The sequence below is a fragment of the Cognatishimia coralii genome (assembly GCF_037478305.1).
In the GTDB taxonomy this organism is placed as follows: Bacteria; Pseudomonadota; Alphaproteobacteria; order Rhodobacterales; family Rhodobacteraceae; genus Cognatishimia; species Cognatishimia coralii.
This window is the reverse complement of record NZ_JBBGAZ010000014.1, coordinates 19,121-37,247: the sequence shown is the minus strand read 5'-3', so window position 1 is coordinate 37,247 and position 18,127 is coordinate 19,121. Positions and strand designations below refer to the sequence as shown.

The 18,127-nt window shown below is 58.9% G+C and carries 22 protein-coding genes; 8 read left to right on the top strand and 14 right to left on the bottom strand.

Going from position 1 to position 18,127, the window contains the following annotated elements; all coding sequences use genetic code 11:
• Positions 1–67 precede the first annotated feature (67 nt).
• The 3 genes from WG622_RS16990 (at position 68) to WG622_RS16980 (ending at position 3,081) form a co-directional block, all read left to right on the top strand.
• Positions 68–1,303: a Coenzyme F420 hydrogenase/dehydrogenase, beta subunit C-terminal domain gene (locus tag WG622_RS16990; RefSeq protein WP_339404608.1), complete on the top strand. Its 1,236-nt coding sequence runs from the start codon at positions 68–70 to the stop codon at positions 1,301–1,303.
• Between the two features lie 120 nt (positions 1,304–1,423).
• On the top strand, positions 1,424–1,855 hold the full coding sequence (locus WG622_RS16985) for an Lrp/AsnC family transcriptional regulator (protein ID WP_339404607.1): 432 nt from the start codon (positions 1,424–1,426) through the stop codon (positions 1,853–1,855).
• Between the two features lie 119 nt (positions 1,856–1,974).
• Positions 1,975–3,081 carry a saccharopine dehydrogenase family protein gene (locus tag WG622_RS16980; protein ID WP_339404606.1) on the top strand — a complete coding sequence of 369 codons (1,107 nt, stop codon included), beginning with the start codon at positions 1,975–1,977 and terminating at the stop codon, positions 3,079–3,081.
• Positions 3,082–3,301: 220 nt separating this feature from the next.
• Here the strand turns inward: WG622_RS16980 and WG622_RS16975 are convergent, their stop codons facing one another.
• Positions 3,302–3,733, bottom strand: a complete 432-nt coding sequence (locus tag WG622_RS16975; protein WP_339404605.1) for a GNAT family N-acetyltransferase — start codon at positions 3,731–3,733, stop codon at positions 3,302–3,304.
• A 27-nt stretch (positions 3,734–3,760) separates the two neighbouring features.
• Complete coding sequence (locus WG622_RS16970) at positions 3,761–4,687, bottom strand: LysR family transcriptional regulator (protein ID WP_339404604.1); 927 nt, start codon at positions 4,685–4,687, stop codon at positions 3,761–3,763.
• 75 nt (positions 4,688–4,762) lie between these two features.
• Between WG622_RS16970 and WG622_RS16965 the strand changes: the two genes are divergently transcribed.
• Positions 4,763–5,203 (top strand): SRPBCC family protein, encoded by a 441-nt coding sequence (locus WG622_RS16965; protein WP_339404603.1) that lies wholly within the window; start codon positions 4,763–4,765, stop codon positions 5,201–5,203.
• Here WG622_RS16965 and WG622_RS16960 read toward each other — a convergent pair.
• Positions 5,200–5,619 (bottom strand): GFA family protein, encoded by a 420-nt coding sequence (locus WG622_RS16960; RefSeq protein WP_339404602.1) that lies wholly within the window; start codon positions 5,617–5,619, stop codon positions 5,200–5,202. The two genes, WG622_RS16965 and WG622_RS16960, sit on opposite strands and share 4 nt — an antisense overlap.
• Before the next feature lie 149 nt (positions 5,620–5,768).
• On the opposite strand from WG622_RS16960, the gene WG622_RS16955 reads away from it, so the two are divergent.
• From WG622_RS16955 to WG622_RS16940, 4 genes are all read left to right on the top strand, one after another.
• Positions 5,769–6,317 carry an RNA polymerase sigma factor gene (locus WG622_RS16955; RefSeq protein WP_339404601.1) on the top strand — a complete coding sequence of 183 codons (549 nt, stop codon included), beginning with the start codon at positions 5,769–5,771 and terminating at the stop codon, positions 6,315–6,317.
• The gene (locus WG622_RS16950) at positions 6,314–6,892 is read left to right on the top strand and encodes a hypothetical protein (protein ID WP_339404600.1); all 579 of its coding nucleotides are present in this window, start codon (positions 6,314–6,316) and stop codon (positions 6,890–6,892) included. The genes WG622_RS16955 and WG622_RS16950 overlap by 4 nt, the downstream gene beginning before the upstream one ends.
• Positions 6,893–6,907: 15 nt before the next feature.
• Positions 6,908–8,101 (top strand): S8 family serine peptidase, encoded by a 1,194-nt coding sequence (locus WG622_RS16945; protein WP_339404599.1) that lies wholly within the window; start codon positions 6,908–6,910, stop codon positions 8,099–8,101.
• A gap of 163 nt (positions 8,102–8,264) precedes the next feature.
• On the top strand, positions 8,265–8,627 hold the full coding sequence (locus WG622_RS16940; protein WP_339404598.1) for a hypothetical protein: 363 nt from the start codon (positions 8,265–8,267) through the stop codon (positions 8,625–8,627).
• 70 nt (positions 8,628–8,697) lie between these two features.
• Here the strand turns inward: WG622_RS16940 and WG622_RS16935 are convergent, their stop codons facing one another.
• The 11 genes from WG622_RS16935 to WG622_RS16885 all read right to left on the bottom strand — a co-directional run bounded on the left by WG622_RS16935 (position 8,698) and on the right by WG622_RS16885 (position 17,977).
• A complete protein-coding gene (locus tag WG622_RS16935; RefSeq protein ID WP_339404597.1) occupies positions 8,698–9,153 on the bottom strand; it encodes a c-type cytochrome in 456 nt (151 codons plus the stop codon).
• The gene (locus tag WG622_RS16930) at positions 9,150–9,581 is read right to left on the bottom strand and encodes a c-type cytochrome (protein ID WP_339404596.1); all 432 of its coding nucleotides are present in this window, start codon (positions 9,579–9,581) and stop codon (positions 9,150–9,152) included. The genes WG622_RS16935 and WG622_RS16930 overlap by 4 nt, the downstream gene beginning before the upstream one ends.
• A gap of 14 nt (positions 9,582–9,595) precedes the next feature.
• The gene (locus tag WG622_RS16925; RefSeq protein ID WP_339404595.1) at positions 9,596–10,024 is read right to left on the bottom strand and encodes a c-type cytochrome; all 429 of its coding nucleotides are present in this window, start codon (positions 10,022–10,024) and stop codon (positions 9,596–9,598) included.
• An 87-nt stretch (positions 10,025–10,111) separates the two neighbouring features.
• On the bottom strand, positions 10,112–10,366 hold the full coding sequence (locus tag WG622_RS16920; protein ID WP_339404594.1) for a MoaD/ThiS family protein: 255 nt from the start codon (positions 10,364–10,366) through the stop codon (positions 10,112–10,114).
• Positions 10,363–11,151, bottom strand: a complete 789-nt coding sequence (locus WG622_RS16915; RefSeq protein WP_339404593.1) for a metallophosphoesterase — start codon at positions 11,149–11,151, stop codon at positions 10,363–10,365. The genes WG622_RS16920 and WG622_RS16915 overlap by 4 nt, the downstream gene beginning before the upstream one ends.
• A 15-nt stretch (positions 11,152–11,166) precedes the next feature.
• On the bottom strand, positions 11,167–13,434 hold the full coding sequence (locus tag WG622_RS16910) for a xanthine dehydrogenase family protein molybdopterin-binding subunit (protein WP_339404592.1): 2,268 nt from the start codon (positions 13,432–13,434) through the stop codon (positions 11,167–11,169).
• Positions 13,434–13,913, bottom strand: a complete 480-nt coding sequence (locus WG622_RS16905) for a (2Fe-2S)-binding protein (RefSeq protein WP_339404591.1) — start codon at positions 13,911–13,913, stop codon at positions 13,434–13,436. Before WG622_RS16905 ends, WG622_RS16910 begins: the two co-directional genes overlap by 1 nt.
• Positions 13,906–14,784, bottom strand: coding sequence for an FAD binding domain-containing protein (locus WG622_RS16900; RefSeq protein WP_339404590.1), 879 nt, complete (start codon positions 14,782–14,784; stop codon positions 13,906–13,908). The genes WG622_RS16905 and WG622_RS16900 overlap by 8 nt, the downstream gene beginning before the upstream one ends.
• A 108-nt stretch (positions 14,785–14,892) precedes the next feature.
• A complete protein-coding gene (locus WG622_RS16895) occupies positions 14,893–15,651 on the bottom strand; it encodes a hydroxypyruvate isomerase family protein (RefSeq protein WP_339404589.1) in 759 nt (252 codons plus the stop codon).
• 9 nt (positions 15,652–15,660) lie between these two features.
• Complete coding sequence (glpD, locus tag WG622_RS16890; protein ID WP_339404588.1) at positions 15,661–17,211, bottom strand: glycerol-3-phosphate dehydrogenase; 1,551 nt, start codon at positions 17,209–17,211, stop codon at positions 15,661–15,663.
• 1 nt (position 17,212) lies between these two features.
• Positions 17,213–17,977 (bottom strand): DeoR/GlpR family DNA-binding transcription regulator, encoded by a 765-nt coding sequence (locus WG622_RS16885; RefSeq protein WP_339404587.1) that lies wholly within the window; start codon positions 17,975–17,977, stop codon positions 17,213–17,215.
• Positions 17,978–18,127: the final 150 nt, after the last annotated feature.

The following is an 18,127-nucleotide window of genomic DNA, read 5'->3' as shown; positions in this document are numbered from 1 at the left end:
AGATGAAACGCAGAGCCTTGCGTGATTTTTCGACGTTCGTAGAGTGGTCGAAAAAGGAGACGCGGCCATGCGAATAGCTCAGAGTATTTCCGAAGTCGCGACATCTGGCCTGTGCATTGGCTGTGGTCTTTGCGAAGCCGTCACCGGCGGGCGGGTTCGTATGGAATTGGCGGAGGTCGGTGGCTTGCGTCCTGTGCCCGTCGATGGGTTCTCGGTCACGGAAGAGAAAGATATTCTATCCGCCTGCCCCGGCGCAATTGCGCGGCCTCGAGTTCAGACAGAGGCGCAATTTGATGACATCTGGGGTGCTTATTCTGACATGCGATATGCATGGGCGGCGGACGCTGATGTTCGCCATCGCGGCGCGACAGGTGGGGTTTTGACGGCGCTTGGCATGCATCTGTTGGACAGCGGCCAAGCCACTTTCATTTTGCATGTGCGCGCAAAGCCAGACCAACCGATGCGCACGGAATGGGTTATGAGCGAAACAGCCGACGAAGTTTTGGCTCATGCGGGGTCGCGCTATGGGCCTGCCGCGCCTTTGGCAGGTTTGAAAGTGGCGCTGGATCGCGGCGAACCTTTTGCGATCATTGCAAAGCCCTGCGACGTGGCCGCCGTGCATGCCTATGCGCAGGTGGATCCTCGAGTTGACGCGCTGTGCGTGGCGCGGATGGTCATGGTCTGCGGCGGACAATCTCGGATCGGAAAATCGCGGAAACTCTTGTCGGATTTCGGGGTGCGCGAGGACGAGCTGTCGCTGTTCCGCTATCGCGGTTTTGGCAATCCGGGGCTGACAACCGTGCAAACCAAAGACGGGCGGGAATTCACCACCTCATATAATGACCTTTGGGAAGATGAGGGCACCTGGGAGCTTGAGACCCGCTGCAAGCTCTGCCCCGATGCTTTGGGAGAAGCCGCTGATATTGCCGCCGCGGATGTCTGGCCCGGAGGTGGTCCGACTGGTGAGGATGAAGGGTTCAATGGGATCATTCTGCGTTCAGAGGCGGGTGAGGCCATTGTGAAAGCCGCCGTTGCGCAGGGCCATTTGGTGGTTGGTGATGCAATTACACCTGAGATGTTCAACGATTTCCAGCCGCATCAGGTTCGCAAGAAACACGCTGTGGAGGCGCGTTTGTCGGGGATGGAAGCGGCAGGCCTCCCTCGGATCAACACAGAGGGATTGCGACTGCAGGCCCTCGGCGAAAACCTGTCACCCGACGCACGGCAAGCGCAGTGCGATGGGGTGCGCCAGCGGGTGGAGGCTGGTCGCGTTAAGGAACCTTTGCCAAAACCTGTGGACTAGGTGACAGATCGCCGGACTCTGTTGCCAATCCGCCGCCCTTTCGGCGTCTTTACGGGGCAACCGCTTTTCTGACGGGATATTCCGGTGCACCCTCGCACCCAAACCATCAGGAGAGAGCCAGTGAAAGACGCACTGGATCGCAAGATCATTGCCGCGCTTCAGGCCAATGCGCGGCAATCTACCGCTAAGATTGCCGCCCAAGTTGGCGTTGCGCGCACCACGGTGCACGAGCGTATCGCTCGGATGGAGCGTGAGGGAACGATCAAGGGCTATACCGTTGTTTTGGGCGACAGCGATGCTCTGCCCATGGTGCAAGTGATCGTTATGCTGGCGGTCACGCAGCAGGACACGCCCAAGATCATTCGGCGTCTTGAGGATTATCCCGAAATCAAACTCTGCCTGTCTGTGAACGGCGAATTTGACCTGATGCTGTCCGTCGAAGCGCCTCGGATCGAAGACCTCGACGTTCTGGTCGATGAGCTGGGTTTGATCCCCGGCGTGAACCGTACGAAAACCCATGTGGTTTTCGGGCGCAGGATTGATCGTGACTGACGGATCGTCGAAATTTCCATCTATATGACGGTCAATCTGAACAGATCGTCAGTTTTCCCTCTCTGATATGACAGCGCTCTCTGCCACAATTTTCCTGGGGCATAACAGGAGAGCACGCCATGCGTTGGAATATTTGCATCGTCGGAGCCGGCAAGATCGGCCAAATGATTGCGCAGCTTTTGCAGCAGTCGGTGAACTATAGCGTGACCGTTGCGGATCAGGATCTCAGCGCGCTGGCTTTGATCCGAGCCGCAGGTATCGCCACCAAGCAAGTCGATGCCTCAGACGCCGATGCTTTGTCGACATCCTTGACCGGCTTTGACGCCGTCATCTCGGCCGCCCCTTTCTTTCTGACGCCGTCTATTGCCGCCGCCGCCAGCAAAGCAGGCGCGCATTACTTTGACCTCACGGAAGACGTCGCGGCTACTAACGCCGTCCGTGAAATGGCCAAAGACACGAAAACCGCCTTCATGCCGCAATGTGGTCTGGCCCCAGGCTTCGTCGGCATCGCGGGGGCTGCCCTGGCCGAGGAATTTGATACGCTCGAATGCCTGCACATGCGCGTCGGTGCCCTGCCGCTATTTCCGACCAACGCGCTTAAGTATAATCTGACCTGGTCCACCGATGGGCTGATCAACGAATACTGCAACCCGTGTGATGCCATCGCAAGTGGCGAGCTGGTCAAGACCGCGCCGCTCGAGAACTATGAGATCCTCAGCCACGACGGCGTGGACTATGAATGTTTCAACACTTCAGGCGGCCTTGGCACCTTGCCGGAAACCCTTTTGGGTCAGGTCCGGGACGTCAGCTATCGCACCATCCGCTATCCCGGCCATTGCGAGATATTGAAACTGCTGCTGCATGATCTTGGTCTGGAACGTCGTCGTGACCTGCTGAAAGAGATCTTTGAAACCGCCCTGCCCCGCACCAATCAGGACGTGGTTCTGGTGTTCTGCACTGCGAAGGGTTCTAAGAACGGCCAGCTTCGGGAAAAGAGCTACATCAACAAGAGCTTTTCACGCGAAATCGGCGGAGAGGTCTGGAGCGCCATTCAAGTGACCACAGCCGCAGGGGTGCTTGGGGTCGTGGACCTCATGCGTCAAGGAAAACTGCCACGCGCCGGCTTTGTACGGCAGGAACAGGTCAAACTTGCTGATTTCATGGGCACCGAGTTCGGTGGCCTCTACGCGGCAGGGGATGTGCTTGCCCAATATCGCGCCGCTTAGAAAATCGCGCTCTAGGTCCTGCCTAAAGCATAGGCGAAATGCCCAGACGTAAAGCAGTGTTTGACAAAAGTGATTCGACAGGCAAGGGTGAGGTTCCTTGTTAGCTCAGGGAGGCATTTGGCGCGTCAGGGATAGGAGGACGTCGCCGAAAGCATAGGGGTCGTGCTGGGATGCGCGGCCCCTGTTCGTTGAAAACTCCGGAAACCGGATGTAGGGGCCGCTAGGCGTCCATCGCCCCATCCCAATCATAAACCACGATCTCTTCGGTCTCGCGCGCGCCAAGCTTGCGATAAAGCGCGCGGGCTGGTGCATTGTCCCCTTCGGTAGCGAGCCAGATCCCCTTGCATCCCTGCTCTCGTGCCATGTCCAAAAGCCGCTGGGTCAGGGCGGCTCCGATGCCTTGATTGCGAAGCCCTTCATCCACGCCGACCTCGTTCACAAACAAGGCGGGTTGCTTGTCGGGATGCCGCAGAACCGTGCCAGAGGCCATACCAACCACTCGATCCGCGAGGGTTGCAAAGACCATCATATGTCCCGCATCGGCGATAAACCCCGCGCATTGATCCGGATCGACCGGATTATCAAAGACGTCAGCGCCCATCAGCATATGCGCTGTGTCTTGGTCAAGGATGTGAAAGCGCAGATCCTGCATATCGGCGGCTCCTTTTTTAATAATCCGTTACGGGTGTCCGGCGATCAGGGCGTCCAGAAACTCTGTCACCTTGGGCGACAGAAAACGTGCGTCAGGATAGACCGCATAGATCGGATAGCGCGGGACGATTTTGTAGTCGGTCAAAATCGGCATCAGGTCATCCCCCAGAAACGCCTTGGGAATAAAATTTGGGATCGCGATCAGGTGGCCACCGTGTTTGGCCATCTCGATCCTTGCGTTGAAGGCGTTGGACACAATGCGCGAAGGCACCCGCACCTCAACGGTTTCCCCATCCTTTTCAAAGGTCCAATATGTCCGTTGCGGCCCGCCCGAGTTCAAAAGCCAAGGCAGTTGCGCTGCGGCTTCGGGGGTCTTTGGCGCGCCCGAGGTGATTATGTCGCGATGGCCATAAAGTTGATATTCCAGCTCTGCAATCTTGCGCGAGATGTTCTGCGGGCTTGGCCCGGGCGAGCCCACGCGGATCGCGAGGTCAATGCCGTGGTCAACCAGATCGACAAAGGCATCTCCGAGCACCAGATCCACATCAATCTTGGGATTGCGCGCCACGAAATCCGCCACGATTGGTGGCAACACATATTGCCCGTGCTCCACCGTCGAGGCGATGCGGAGTTTGCCCTCAAGCGGCAGATCTCCGTCGAGTTTGTCAAACGCACTGGTCGCAGCTTCGACCAAACCGGCGCAATCCCTGTGGATCAACCGCCCGGCATCCGTCAGCGACAGGGCGCGGGTGGATCGGTTCAGCAGTTTCGCTCCGACAAAAGTTTCCAACTCGGAAATATGGCGACTGACCGAGGACTTCCCGACCCCCAAACGCTGCGCCGCGATGGTGAACGACCCGCTGTCCACCACCAGCGCAAACATCGCAAGATGGCGCAGATGGCTGAAATGTACAGCCCGGAAACGTCCGGTTGATTGTTGTTCTGAGAGCAACATGTGGTTCTACTTTGGCTATCTAGTTCCATTTTTGGCACGATATATCTTGGATTGCATCAACAAAGGAGATGCACCATGCAAGATTTCACCACCCTCCCGAAGGTCACCGTCACCCGCGACACCTCTGTTCCCGCCGCAGCGATCTGGAAAGTCCTGAGCGATTTGCCCGCTTTGGCGGACTGGGCGCCGGGCATCGATGCGGCAGACGTCACATCCGAGACCATCTCGGGTATCGGCGCGACCCGCGCTGTGACCACCGCGCAGTTTGGCGTCATCCTCCACGAGGTCACGCATTGGGTCGAAAACCAGCATTTCGCCTATGTGACAGCAGACTCAGGCCCGTTCTCGCGCACGTTCACAAGCTATGAGGTGTCTGAAAACGCCGTTTCGGTCACGCTGTCCTTTGAGGTCAAACCCGGCGCGATGGAGGTCGAACAGGCGCAGGCCGTGCTCAACAAAGGCCTCACCGCGACGCTTCAGGCGCTCGAGCTGCGAGCGCGAATGGCGATGGCTTAATACTTAACACTTTCGGCATCCTGCTCTGCCAGGGTGCCGATATACTTGGGCAGGTCGTCGTTCATCTCAAGCCAGGGCAGCTTGCTTTCATAGTTCACATGGAACTCGGGTTTGAAATCCGAGGGATCACCTAAGGTTCCCGCATAGAGCTGCATATCACCGGGGTAATGCGAGGCGACAAACGCCATCGGCGTCCCGCAATCCGCACAGAAATGCCGTTCCACCCCCGGAGAGCTGTTCAGAACCTTGGTCGCCTGCCCTGTCCAACGAAACCGGGACGCCGGCACGCCCAGCCACGCCACCACGGGGGCCGCGCAGTTGCGGCGGCAATCGTCACAGTGGCAATAACAGGACCAGGTCGGGTCTCCGTCAAATTCCCAGGATGTTTTTTTGCAGAAACAAATGCCGCGCGTCATAGAGGTCCTCCGTCTCTTTACCCTCGCCGCGCCGCGCCAATCTGACTTTGCCAAATGCGACATCCCGCAGACAGAGGCGTAAAGAAACCCTTCCCCAGATGCGCGCCCTGCCCTAACCTTGGGATCACCTTCATCGTTGCGAGTAATCTGTGACCACTCATTCTGACCTTATCGCGCGGATCGCGCAGCAAGATCGCACGGCGCTGGCCGAGCTTTATCGCGCTCTGGAAAAACCCGTTTACAGATTTATTCAGTCAAGATTGAACGATCCCTTCGAGTCATCCGACATACTTCATGACGTGTTCATCGAAGTCTGGCGCTCTGCCAGCCGGTTTGAAGGGAGATCGAAAGTGCAGACATGGATATTTGGCATCGCGTATCGCAAAGTCATCGACCGCCATCGCAAAGCCGGGCGTACAGATCTGACGGATGAAACCCCCGATCTGGTGGATGACAGCGCCAACCCCGAAGCCTGCCTCGCCGCAGGGCAAGAGGCCGAACATGTGCAGCATTGTCTGGGCACGCTCAGCGACGAACACCGCAGCGCGATCTCTTTGGCCTTCTGGCAGGACATGAGCTATCGCGAGATTGCCGAGGTTGCCAAGACCGCCGAAGGCACTATTAAAACGCGGATATTCCATGCCAAGAAACTCTTGATGCGTTGCCTGTCTGGCCGCTTGGAAGGAGTGGTGTCATGACCCTGCCCCGCGACGAGATCGAAGCGCTTTTGCCGTTTTATGTAAATGGCACGCTAGAGGGCGAAGAGCTGGCCGAGGTTGAGGCCGCTATCGACAACGACGCGGCCCTTGCTGCAGATGTGGCCACGCTGCGCGCCATTCGCACGACGATGCAAGAGGCCGACACAGGCTTTAGCCCCGGAGAGATGGGCCTCGCCCGTTTGATGCGGGATGTTGAAACCGAACCTGTGCAGCTGCAACGCGCTCCGCGTGGGCGGATCTGGCAAATTGCGGCGGCGGTCCTTTTAGCCGTGGTTATTGGGCAAGGCGCATTGATGCTAGGCCAATCGGGCTCGGGGCCGGGGTATGAACTGGCAGGCGGCGCTTCGGCCGATCTGGTTATAACCGTTGTGCCCAATGCGACAGAAGAACAGCTGAGGAATGCGCTTTTGGATGCCGGTGTGGAAATCACGGCTGGTCCATCGGCCCTTGGACTTTATGAGCTCGCCGTTCTGGACGGTGTTACACTGGAAGAAGCCATCGGCAGCCTCGCGGCCGCAACGGGCGTGATCGATACGGTGGAGCAGGCGGAGTAACATCGCGGAGGGGCTATGGCACTTAGACATCTACTCGTGATTGCCCTTGCGGCTTTGCTTGCAGGCCCCGCAGATCTTGCCGCGCAAGGGCGCGTGGCAACGCCGACACCCCGGGACGATGACGATCGCCCAAGCAGCCGCGTGCCCTCGGAGGTCGCGGTCTTTCGCAATGGCCGCGCGGAGTTTGTGGTCAGCGGGCCGCCGTCGACCTCTAACGCGGCTGTTGCTGCATTAACGGGCGCGGGTGCAGAGTTGATTTCCACGCGCAACCTGTTGTCGCTGAACAGGCGCGTGTTGATCTTTGATTTCCGCAATCGCCTGTCACTGGAGCGGGCGCAGGACATTTTGGACAATGCCGCTCCGACGCAGTTTCTGGATTATCATCACCTCTATCGCTACGCCCAAAGCAAGCCGCGCCTTTATGCGCCGACGCTGGTGGGGGTGCCGAGTGGCGGCTGTCGGATCTCTGGATCCCGACGCATTGGCGTGATCGACGGACCGGTGAACCCCGGCCACCCAGCCCTGAAGGGCGCGCGTGTCACGGTCGCGTCGACGCTTGATGGCAAGACAAAATCTGACAACACCAGCCACGGTACAGCAGTCGCCGCCTTGATCGTCGGAGAGGACGCCAGCGGCGCGCTCGCGGGCTTTGCTTCGGGCGCGCATCTCTATGCAGCAGGGGCCTTTGGCAAAGAAAAGGCAGGCATTCGCGCCGATGTGGACCGCATTGGGGCAAGCCTTAATTGGTTGCTCGCCAATAATGTAAAGATCATCAATATGTCCTTCGCCGGCCCCAGCAACCGCGCGTTCGAGGATATCTTGCGGCAAGCGCAACGCAAGGGCGCAGTCATGATTGCAGCGGCAGGCAATGATGGGCGCAAACTGGCGAAATACCCCTCGGCCTCGCCGTCTGTGATTGCCGTCACCGCGGTTGACGCCCGCATGCGCAAATACCGGCGCGCCAATTGGGGCAGCCATATCGAATTCGCCGCCCCCGGCGTGGATCTCTATGTCGCGGAACGCAGCGGAGGGGGCTATGCCACAGGCACCTCTTACGCCGCCCCCATCGTCACCGCCTTTGCAGCACGGCTCGGCGCGCGAACTGCCGACAGTTTGCGCAAATCCCTGCGCGCCTCCGCCGTAGATCTGGGCTCGCCAGGGCGGGATTCAGAGTTTGGCTGGGGCCTTATTCGCGGCAAAGGGTGCTAGGTTCACAAGAAAATGCGTTTTTAAATCGTTTATTTTCAGATATTTACAACTTTTCTCCAAAAAAATCGCATTTTCTTTGAACCATTCGCCGATCTCCCACGACCTATGACTGTAACGCGGTTGAGAGCCGCAGACACAGCAACATAGAAAATGGAGAAAGATCATGAAAACCACCTTCGCAGCACTGGCCACCGTCGCAACCCTGTCCACCGCAACTTTCGCACCTCTGCAAGCAAACGCCGCTATCGGCTCTTTGGGTGAATGCTACAACGCGGTCATCACATGGTGTAACGAAACCCACCCGAACCACGCTCAGGAATGTGCAGGCGGCGGCATGGATGAATGTGACGAAGTCTTCGCAAGCTCGATCCCGGGCATGAGCTTTGACAAAATCAAAGTGCGCCCAACCAAAGGCGGCCTGAAATGGAAGCTGATCGATACAAGCAAGCGCTTCAACGCTCAGAACGACGATGATGACGACGACGACAATTCTCGCCCATCCCGTTCCCGCTCTGTTGGTCGCTAAGACCAACAAACCCGACCTCCTCCCAACCAAGGGCCCTCGCGCAAGCGGGGGCTTTTGGCGTTCAAGGGGCTTAATGCGCTGGATTGCGGCTGGCTTGAATGTCCTGAATACGTTGCGGCCAGGTCGACCTTATATAGGCCAGCGTATCCCAGATCTCGTCCTCAGAAAGGGTCTCTGCAAACCCGGGCATGCCGCTTTTGAAATCTGTGATCCCGCGCGCCGCGAGCGTGCCTGCCCCGCCAAGCGCCGTATAGGTGAACAACAGTTGATTGTCATGATGCCAGGTGTGTCCCGTCCGGTCATGCGGCGGCGCAGGCAAGACACCGTTTTCATCCGGGTACTGCCAGTCGGGCTGTCCCTCCAAATTCGCGCCATGGCAGGCCGCGCAGTTGTCTTGATATAGCGTCTCTCCGCGCGAAATATCTCGCCCCTCAAGTTCATGATCGGCCTGCGCCGCAAAGGGGATGCTAAATGTGCAGACAGGGAACAAAACTGCAAAAGCTGAGGATCGGGATCGGTGGGTCATTTGCGATAGTCCGCATGACAGCTTTTACACGTGGCTCCAAGGTCTTTCATTGCAACGCCCAAATCCGCCTTAACGCTAATCGAGTTGGAAAGCTGCCGCGCGACCATTTCAAGTTCGTCTGCCTTGGCAGTGAAATCTTCGAAGTTCTCCCAGATTTCGGCGCGGGCTTCAGATTTAGGATCCGTCGCGGGATCTTGGAAAAGGGTGGTCGTTTCCACCGCGTGCGTTGCAATCGCAAGCGCTGCGTCGCGTGCAGAGGCTTGATCAAACGTTGTTTGCCCCTTCGCCATTGATCCAAGAGTTTTAACGTTCTCAGCAATTGCGCTCATGTTGTCCATGCGCGCTTTGACCGTCGGATTCTGGACACCTTGATGCGCTGCGACGGCTGTTGCGGCTAGGCAGGTGCACATAAAAATTACGCGTTTCATTGGCGTTCTCATTTCTAGTTTATTCCGTTTTCTCGTTGCACTTCGCGAATGTAGCTGACGACCATCGCGACATCTGCGCGTGTTAGCCCTTCTACTTTCGGCATGTTTCCAAAAGGCCAGTGATGCTGACGCACCCCGAGCGCAACGGCCCTTTGAAACGATTCATCCCCGTGGTGCGAGGGTTCGTAGATTTTGTGAATCAGCGGTGGCGCCACCCCGTCCTGTCCTTGCCCGTTTGGTCCGTGGCATGCCGCGCATTTTGCCTCAAATATTTTGGCGCCAACTTGCGCTTGGTCAGACAGAGCACTCGGCAGGGTGACAGACACCAGCGCGGTGGACTCTTCAGAGAACGCTTCCTGCGCTTGATCGGGTCGCCTTTCATTAAGGACGATCAAAAGGCCCGCAGCAACAACCAAACACCCGATCAACAAAACTCTTCGCATTGATTTCTCTCGCTTTTTTGCGAGGTTTAGTGCCTCCAGTAAGTGGAGGGTCAAGCAGAAACCAATGCGAATCGGTTCACAGAGCCGTTATCCGCCGCGCAAGCGTTGCATCAGGTAGATCTCTGATGTCTCGGTCAGCGGATGCGTCAGATCTGTCGCCATGATGCGACCATCGACGGAGACACTGACGTTGTCTTCAAGGTAGTCCTCCAGCGCAGGATAGGCTTTCCCGAGCGCATAGAGCATCTGTCCAATGGTCGCCGCCTCAACTTCGACGGATTCTGCGCCATCGGTCAGGGCGCGCAAGCCTGCCCAGAGGTGGACTGTGACACGCGGTTTCATGGCGCGCCTCCATGGTCGTAAGCACAAATTTTTTCAAAATGGACGGTGGTCTGCTCGGGCCCCAAATGCACGACACCCAAACGAGTCGCTTCGCGGGCGGGCGCGAATGTGGTCCAATCCCAGGGTGGGTGCTCGGGTGGCGCTTGGTAGAGTACCGATGGCAGGGTTGTGATCGTAACACCCTTGCGATGCGTGGTGGTTGGGCGATGCACGTGGCCGGCAAAGACGTTGCGCACAGATGGGTAGCGGTCGACGATCTGCCAAAAGGCCTCCGCGTTCGTAAGGTTATCCGGGTCGAGCATCGCAAGCCCCAGTTTCACCGGCTGATGGTGCATGAAGATCGACACGGGTGTTTCGCCAGCCGCCTCAAGCGCAGTTTCCAGCCAGCTCAGGCGTGCCTCACACAGAAGGCCCGAATCCTTGCCCTCATCCAGCGTATCGAGTGCAATCAGCACATGCCCGTCCAACGCCACCGCATATTGCACGAAATCGGGCATGGCGCCGTCGGGCAAGGGCAAATGTGCGCGCAACAGAGCATGGCTGTCGTGATTGCCGGTCAGGGGCAGCACTGGGACGCTGAGGCGGCTTAGAGCCGCTTTGAGCGCCGCGTAGGACGCATCAGAGGCGGTTTCGACCATATCCCCCGTCACAACACAACAAACCGCATCCGTATGGTGCGCGTTGATTAGATCAACCGCCGCCTCAAGCCGTACCCGAGGGTCATGGGATTGCACCAGCGCCTGCGCATCATAGTGGAGATCAGACAACCATATGAGTTTCTGCACGCGCTGGTCCTTTGGTTAGCCCTTTTGATCCTTCAAAGCCTTCAGGATCCGGGGCGGTGACATGGGCAATTCTTTCAGCCGCACACCAGCCGCATTCGAGACCGCGTTCGCAACCGCTGCCAAGGGCGGCACGATGCCGGTTTCCCCCACACCGCGCACGCCATAGGGGTGGCCCGGGTTCGGAACTTCTACGATCACGGTGTCGATCATGGGCAGATCGCTGGCCACAGGAATCCGGTAATCCAAGAAGATCGAGTTCTGCAGACGCCCGTCCTTACCATAGATATATTCCTCGTTCAGCGCCCAGCCGATGCCCTGCGCCGCGCCGCCTTGGAACTGACCTTCCACATAAGTCGGGTGGATCGCCTTGCCCGCATCCTGCACAACCGTATAGCGGATGATGCTGGTTTTGCCGGTTTCAGGATCAACCTCGGCATCGACGATATGCGTGCCAAAGGACACGCCCGCACCCTCGGGTGTCGCCTCAAAGTGGCCCGAGATCGGCCCCCCCGTGCGGCCCATCTTGCCGGTGATTTTGGTGATATGCATCGGCTCAAACTCGCCCGCATTTGGGCCAGAGGGCTTGGCATAGCCGTCTTCCCAAGTCACCGCCTCCGGATCAATGCCCCATTCCGCGGCGGCGCGGCCTTTGAGTTTCTCGACCGCATCCCGCGCGGCTTTGATGGTGGCCAGCCCTGAGGCATAGGTCACGCGCGAGCCGTGGCTCACGTCGTTGTATCCAAGCGTTGCTGTGTCGGCGATGGTCACGCGGATGTTCTCATAAGGGATGCCCAGCACCTCGGCGGCCATCAGCGCCATCGAGGCGCGTGACCCACCGATATCCGGCGTGCCGACAGAGATCTGCGCGGTGCCATCCTCAGACAGCGCCAGAGACACCGAGGTCTCGCCCCCATGGTTGAACCAGAAGCCCGACGCGATGCCCCGCCCCTGCCCTTCTTTCAGAGGGGCAGAATAATGAGGGTGCGCTTTCACGGCCTCAAGACAAGCCACCTGACCGATGGCGTCCCAAGTTGGACCGTATGAGGATTTCGTCCCATCCCGCGCCGCGTTTTTCAGGCGGACTTCGACCGGATCAAGACCCAGCTTGTTGCACATCTCGTCAATCACGCTTTCCACCGCAAAGGCTGCCATCGGCGCGCCCGGCGCGCGGTAGGCGGCTTGCTTGGGACGGTTGGCCATGACGTCATAGCCAATCTGTTTCACGTTCTCCAAACAATAGGGCGCGAAACCACACATGGCGGTCATATCCGCAGGCGCCCCGGGGAAGGCGCCGCCTTGCAGACGATAGACAGCCTGAGCCGCTGTGATCGTGCCGTCCTTGGTCATACCGATCTTGATGTCCATCGAGGCCGAGGCGGTAGGCCCCGTGGCGCGAAACACCTCAGAGCGGCTCATGACCATTTTCACAGGTCGATTGGCCTTGCGGCTCAGCGCCAAGGACACCGGTTCCATGAAAACAGTCGTTTTGCCACCAAAACCGCCACCAATTTCCGACGCCGTCACCCGCAGCTGGCTGGTTTCCAGACCCAGCACCGCCGCACAAACCTTTTGGAAATAGAAATGCCCCTGCGTGGTGCACCAAAGCTCGCCCTTGCCATCCGCGCCGAGCATGCCAAGGCAGGCATGGGGCTCGATATAGCCTTGGTGAGTGGCCTCGGTCTTGTAGGTGTCCTCCATGACCAGATCGGCCTGGGCAAAACCTGCGTCGACGTCGCCGTGACCGGACTCGTGATAGCGCACCACATTCGGGTGCAGACCCTCGGGCACAGATCTATCGGCCGAGCCCTCGCGGATCACAGGCGCATCCGCCGCCATGGCTTTGTCGACGTCGGTGACATGGGGCAGCACCTCATAGTCGACCTCAATCAGCTTCAACGCATCCTTGGCAATCAGCGCGGAGGTCGCGGCCACTGCCGCCACCGCATGGCCATCATAAAGCGCCTTTTCGCCTGCCATGACGTTTTCCAACACGTTCCACATCTCGCCGGCGAGGCCGGGTTTGTGTTGCACCGCATCCGGGAAATCGGCGCGGGTGACGACGGCTTTGACGCCCTCAAGCGCTTCGGCTTTGGAGGTATCGATGCCCTTGATCCGCGCATGGGCATGCGGGCTGCGCAGAATCGCGCCGTGCAGCATGCCCGGAGCCACCATATCCGCGCCGAACTTGGCACGACCCGTGACCTTGTCCAAACCATCCGGCCGCTTGGGGCGCGTGCCGACAAAGGTAAATCCGTCTTTCTTCAGATCGTCGTCCAGAGCCATCACGAGGCCTCCCGCATATCTGCTGCGGTGTCCATCACCGCTTTGATGATTTTGTCATAGCCGGTGCAGCGACAGAGGTTGCCCGCCAGCCAATAGCGCACTTCTTCCTCGGTCGGGTCCGGGTTTTTCTCTAGGAGGTTCTTGGCCGCCACCAGAATGCCCGGCGTGCAGATCCCACATTGCAGGGCCGCATAGTCGATGAACTTCTCTTGCAGCGGATGCAGCGTGTCGCCATCCGCGATGCCTTCGACCGTGGCGATAGATTTGCCATTGGCCTCAGCGCCCAGCATCAGGCAGGAACAGACCAGACGGCCATCGACCTCAACCGAACAGGCACCGCAGTCACCTGTACCGCAGCCCTCTTTGGCGCCGGTCAGTGCGAGCTTGTCGCGCAGGCAATCCAACAGCGTCTCGCGCGGATCACAGAGGAAATCTACAGGGTCTCCGTTGACGGTGGTAGAAACGTGGATCTTAGACATGTTTGGCCACCTTCTTGCCTTGGGCGCGATCATAGGCGCGTTGCGCGGTGCGGGCTGCCAGAACGCCCGCCACATCAGTACGGAATTCAATCGTGCCGCGTTTGTCGTCAATCGGGTTACACGCGGCGCTCGCCGCTTCCGCGAGGCGCGCTTTGGCCGCCTCATCCAGCGTCGAGCCGATCAGAGCCGCCGACCCATCAGGCACCGTCAAGGCCGTCGGAGCCACCGCCCCAAGCGCCACACGCGCCTCGGTGATGATGTCTCCGTCCAGACGCAGGCTGACGCCGACGCCCACAACCGCGATATCCATCTCGGTGCGTGGAATAAAGCGCTGATAGGCATCGCCTCCGTTTTCGCCGCGTGCCGGAATATTGACCGCGGCGATCAGCTCGCCTTTGGCCAAATTCGTGCGGCCTGGCCCCGCTGGAATATCCTCGACCGCAACCTCGCGCGTGCCATTTGGCCCCATGACCGTCACCGTCACGCCAGCCGCCATCATGCCCGGTACAGAATCCGCCGCCGGAGACCCGTTGCAGAGGTTGCCCACCAAGGTTGCACGGCCCTGAACCTGAGTGGAGCCAATCAGATCCATTCCTTCAACCAAACCCGGCCAAGCGGCACAAAGCCCCGCGTGTTCCGTCATCTCGGCGCCTGAAACTGCAATTCCCAATGTCCAGCTGCCATCCGCGTTCTGAACAATGTCATGAGTGCCCGGAATGTGTTTGATATCAATCAGATCATCCGGCGTGACCAGATCGGATCTCAGCTGAACCAGCACATCCGTGCCGCCTGCCAAAAACCGCGTGATCCCCTCGGCCTGAGCCGCAATGGCGATGGCATCGTCAAAGCTGGCTGGGGTGTGATAGCGCATAGTGCCTCCCTCGCATGCATGGGGGCAGAGCCCCCTTTGAGAAGGAGGTTAGCAGGCGCGTTTGGGGAGTCCAGTTTGAAACCGACTTTGTGAAGACGGTTTTGGGATTTAGGCGGTCGCAGACGAGAGCCAGGTCAGTGAGCCTTCGGTCGGGCCATCCGGGCGATATTCGGCACCGATCGGGCGGGTCCAGCCAAACGCGAGAAGTGTTGAAAACACCTTTAGATAGTTAAGTTCACCATGATCCGGTGCGCTACGGTCTGGGACTGAGGCGATCTGGATATGGCCAATCACCGGCAACAGCTTTTCAAGCCGCTCGACAACATCCCCCTCAGTGCGGGCCACATGATAGCAATCAAACATAAGCTTGAGGTTCGGCGCGGCAACGTCGTCGATCACTTCCATCGCCTGATCGGTGCGTCGCAGGAAGTACCCCGGCACATCGAAGGCATTCAGCGGCTCGATTAAAAGCATCCGATCCGTAAGCCCCGCCGCAAACTGCAAATTGCCTAGAAAGGTGTCGCGTGCTTCAGGCCCCTCAGCCACCCCTGCCATGATATGGATCGCCTGTGCGTCAATTGCCTCGGCATAACTCACTGCCTGCTCAATAGCGGCGCGGGCATCATCGATGCGTCCAGGGCAAGCGCTTAAACCAAAATGACCAGCGCCCCCTGTGATCGTATTGATCCCCAACATGGGCAACCCCGTTTCCGCCAAAGCGCCCGAGACCTCGGCCGGATCCGTGTCATAGGGCCAATGACATTCCACAGCCGCAAACCCCGCCGCCTTCGCGCGCCGGATCGCGTCGGGCAAGGGCAGGTCGTTCCACAGAAAGCCGAGATTGGCCGAGAATCGAAGTCGCGTCATTCCCGCAGTCTACTGCGCCGAGGTCTCCAGATAAGCCCCAATCCGCGCGACCTGATCCGCGTTCAGACGCAGACCCAGCTTGGTGCGCCGCCAGAGGAAATCCTCTGCTGTCGTCACCCATTCCTTGTCCTTCGCCCAATCGAGCTCCGCCGCCGTGATCCCTGCGCCGAAGTCTTCGCCCAGATCGGAGCGGCTCTGCGCGCCCGCAAGCACGTCAAACACCTCGGTGCCATAGGTGCGCAGCAAGCGTTGCACCTCTTTGGCGTCCAGGAACGGATAACGCTCGGAAATCTGCGCGGTCAGAGCCTCAACCCCATCGGTCGCAAAATCGCCGCCCGCAAGCGGTACGCCTGTCGTCCATTTGCCAGGCAACTCCGGAAAGAACGCCCCGATTTCCTCCATCGCGGATTCCGCCAGACGCCGATAGGTCGTGATCTTGCCGCCAAAGACATTCAGGATCGGCGCGCCGCCATCCCGGTTCACCCGCAACACATAATCCCGCGTTGCCGCCGTCGCGCTAGAGGCCCCGTCGTTATAAAGAGGCCGCACGCCGGAATAGGTCCAGACCACGTCCTCCGCCGTCAGTTCCTGCTTGAAATAGCCGTTGGCGAAGTCGATCAGATAGTCGCGTTCCTCGTCCGAGCAGGCGGGTTTTTCGTCAAAACTGCTGTGATCCGCGTCTGTCGTACCGATCAGCGTGTAGTCCTGCTCGTAGGGAATGGCGAAAATGATCCGCCCGTCGGTGCCCTGGAAGAAATAGCATTTGTCGTGGTCATAAAGCCGTTTGGTGACGATATGGCTGCCCCGCACCAGACGCACGTTTTCAGAGGAATTGATCCCCGCGATCCCCTGAATGACATCCATCACCCAAGGGCCGCCAGCATTGACCAGCATCTTGGCCCTAAAGGTCCCCTGCCCTTCGGTGGTGACCTCCCAAAGATCGCCGACCCGCCGCGCAGAGGTGACTTTGGTGCGGGTCATGATCTTGGCCCCGCGCGTTTCAGCGTCGCGTGCGTTCAAGACAACCAGACGGCTGTCCTGCACCCAGCAATCAGAATATTCATAGGCCTTGGCAAAACGATCCTCGATAGGGCCGCCTTCGGGAGCCGTGGTCAGGTCTACGGTCGAGGTCGCGGGCAGGATTTTGCGGCCGCCGAGGTTGTCATAGAGAAACAGCCCCAAGCGGATCAGCCAGGCCGGACGACGGCCCTTCATCCAAGGCATCACGGTGGTCAAAAGCTTGGACGTTGGCGTGGTTGAATCAAACCGCATGTCCTTGTGATAGGGCAACACAAAGCGCATCGGCCAAGAGATATGGGGCATCGCGCGCAAGAGCGTCTCACGTTCCTCCAACGCTTCTTTCACCAAGCGGAACTCGAAATACTCCAAATACCGCAGCCCGCCATGAAACAGCTTGGTGCTGGCCGAAGAGGTTGCCGAGGCGAGGTCATTCATCTCGGCCAAAGCCACTGACAGCCCGCGCCCCGCGGCGTCCCGCGCGATACCACAGCCGTTGATGCCGCCGCCAATGATGAAAAGATCGTAGGTTTTGTCAGACATGTTACGCGTCCAGAATGAGTAACTCGGTACCAGCCGCATCGGCAGCTTTGATGAAACTTTCGGGCGGGGTTTGATCCATAATCACCACATCCAGATCTGCGACATCGCAAATCCGATGCGGCGCGGAGCGGTCGAATTTGGTGTGATCCACCACAAGGATCTTGGTGCGCGCGTTCTTGAGGATCGCGCGGGCGACGGCGACTTCTCGGTCGTCAAAATCCAAAATCGCACCATCAGCATCCATCGAGGACGCACCGATCACCGCAAAATCCGCCTTGTAGTTGCCGATGAACTCCACCGCCTCGGCCCCCACAATCGCCCCATCGCTTTGGCGCACAGTGCCGCCTGCGATGATCATATTCGCAAGCCGGGCTTCGCGCAGGATGTGGACGATATTGATGTTGTTTGAAATCACCGTCAGCCCCTGATGCGCGGTCAAAGCCGCTGCCACCTGTTCCGTCGTGGTCCCGATGTTCAAAATAACCGAAGAGCGGTCCGCGATGAGGGCCGCCGCCTTCTGCCCAATCGCCGCTTTCACCTTGGTGTTCTGCGCACGACGGTCCTCATAAGCAAAGCTCGCAGCCGACACGAGCTGCCGCGCCCCGCCATGGGTCCGTGTTGCCAGACCTCGGTCGCAAATCTCGCCCAGATCGCGGCGGATGGTCTGGGTTGTCACGTCAAATCGAGCCGCCAAGTCGTCGACCTCCACCCGCGACTCGGTGCGGATCAGATCAAGGATCTCTTCTTGGCGATCAGAGAGGGACATTTATAGCGACTCGCATGCTTGAATGTTCGTTTCATGCGCGATTTAGTGCGAATGAACATTTTTGGCAAGTGGCAGGCGCTTTGACGCCGTGAAATTCTTGGAAAACATAGACAGATGGGCCCAAAGCACAGACCATATGTGCACCAGCAC

Coding starts and splice junctions, on each gene's coding strand:
- WG622_RS16990 (WP_339404608.1), top strand. CDS start 68: ATGCGAATAGCTCAGAGTATTTCCGAAGTCGCGACATCTGGCCTGTGC.
- WG622_RS16980 (WP_339404606.1), top strand. CDS start 1,975: ATGCGTTGGAATATTTGCATCGTCGGAGCCGGCAAGATCGGCCAAATG.
- WG622_RS16975 (WP_339404605.1), bottom strand. CDS start 3,733: ATGCAGGATCTGCGCTTTCACATCCTTGACCAAGACACAGCGCATATG.
- WG622_RS16970 (WP_339404604.1), bottom strand. CDS start 4,687: ATGTTGCTCTCAGAACAACAATCAACCGGACGTTTCCGGGCTGTACAT.
- WG622_RS16965 (WP_339404603.1), top strand. CDS start 4,763: ATGCAAGATTTCACCACCCTCCCGAAGGTCACCGTCACCCGCGACACC.
- WG622_RS16960 (WP_339404602.1), bottom strand. CDS start 5,619: ATGACGCGCGGCATTTGTTTCTGCAAAAAAACATCCTGGGAATTTGAC.
- WG622_RS16950 (WP_339404600.1), top strand. CDS start 6,314: ATGACCCTGCCCCGCGACGAGATCGAAGCGCTTTTGCCGTTTTATGTA.
- WG622_RS16945 (WP_339404599.1), top strand. CDS start 6,908: ATGGCACTTAGACATCTACTCGTGATTGCCCTTGCGGCTTTGCTTGCA.
- WG622_RS16940 (WP_339404598.1), top strand. CDS start 8,265: ATGAAAACCACCTTCGCAGCACTGGCCACCGTCGCAACCCTGTCCACC.
- WG622_RS16935 (WP_339404597.1), bottom strand. CDS start 9,153: ATGACCCACCGATCCCGATCCTCAGCTTTTGCAGTTTTGTTCCCTGTC.
- WG622_RS16930 (WP_339404596.1), bottom strand. CDS start 9,581: ATGAAACGCGTAATTTTTATGTGCACCTGCCTAGCCGCAACAGCCGTC.
- WG622_RS16925 (WP_339404595.1), bottom strand. CDS start 10,024: ATGCGAAGAGTTTTGTTGATCGGGTGTTTGGTTGTTGCTGCGGGCCTT.
- WG622_RS16920 (WP_339404594.1), bottom strand. CDS start 10,366: ATGAAACCGCGTGTCACAGTCCACCTCTGGGCAGGCTTGCGCGCCCTG.
- WG622_RS16910 (WP_339404592.1), bottom strand. CDS start 13,434: ATGGCTCTGGACGACGATCTGAAGAAAGACGGATTTACCTTTGTCGGC.
- WG622_RS16905 (WP_339404591.1), bottom strand. CDS start 13,913: ATGTCTAAGATCCACGTTTCTACCACCGTCAACGGAGACCCTGTAGAT.
- WG622_RS16900 (WP_339404590.1), bottom strand. CDS start 14,784: ATGCGCTATCACACCCCAGCCAGCTTTGACGATGCCATCGCCATTGCG.
- WG622_RS16895 (WP_339404589.1), bottom strand. CDS start 15,651: ATGACGCGACTTCGATTCTCGGCCAATCTCGGCTTTCTGTGGAACGAC.
- glpD (WP_339404588.1), bottom strand. CDS start 17,211: ATGTCTGACAAAACCTACGATCTTTTCATCATTGGCGGCGGCATCAAC.
- WG622_RS16885 (WP_339404587.1), bottom strand. CDS start 17,977: ATGTCCCTCTCTGATCGCCAAGAAGAGATCCTTGATCTGATCCGCACC.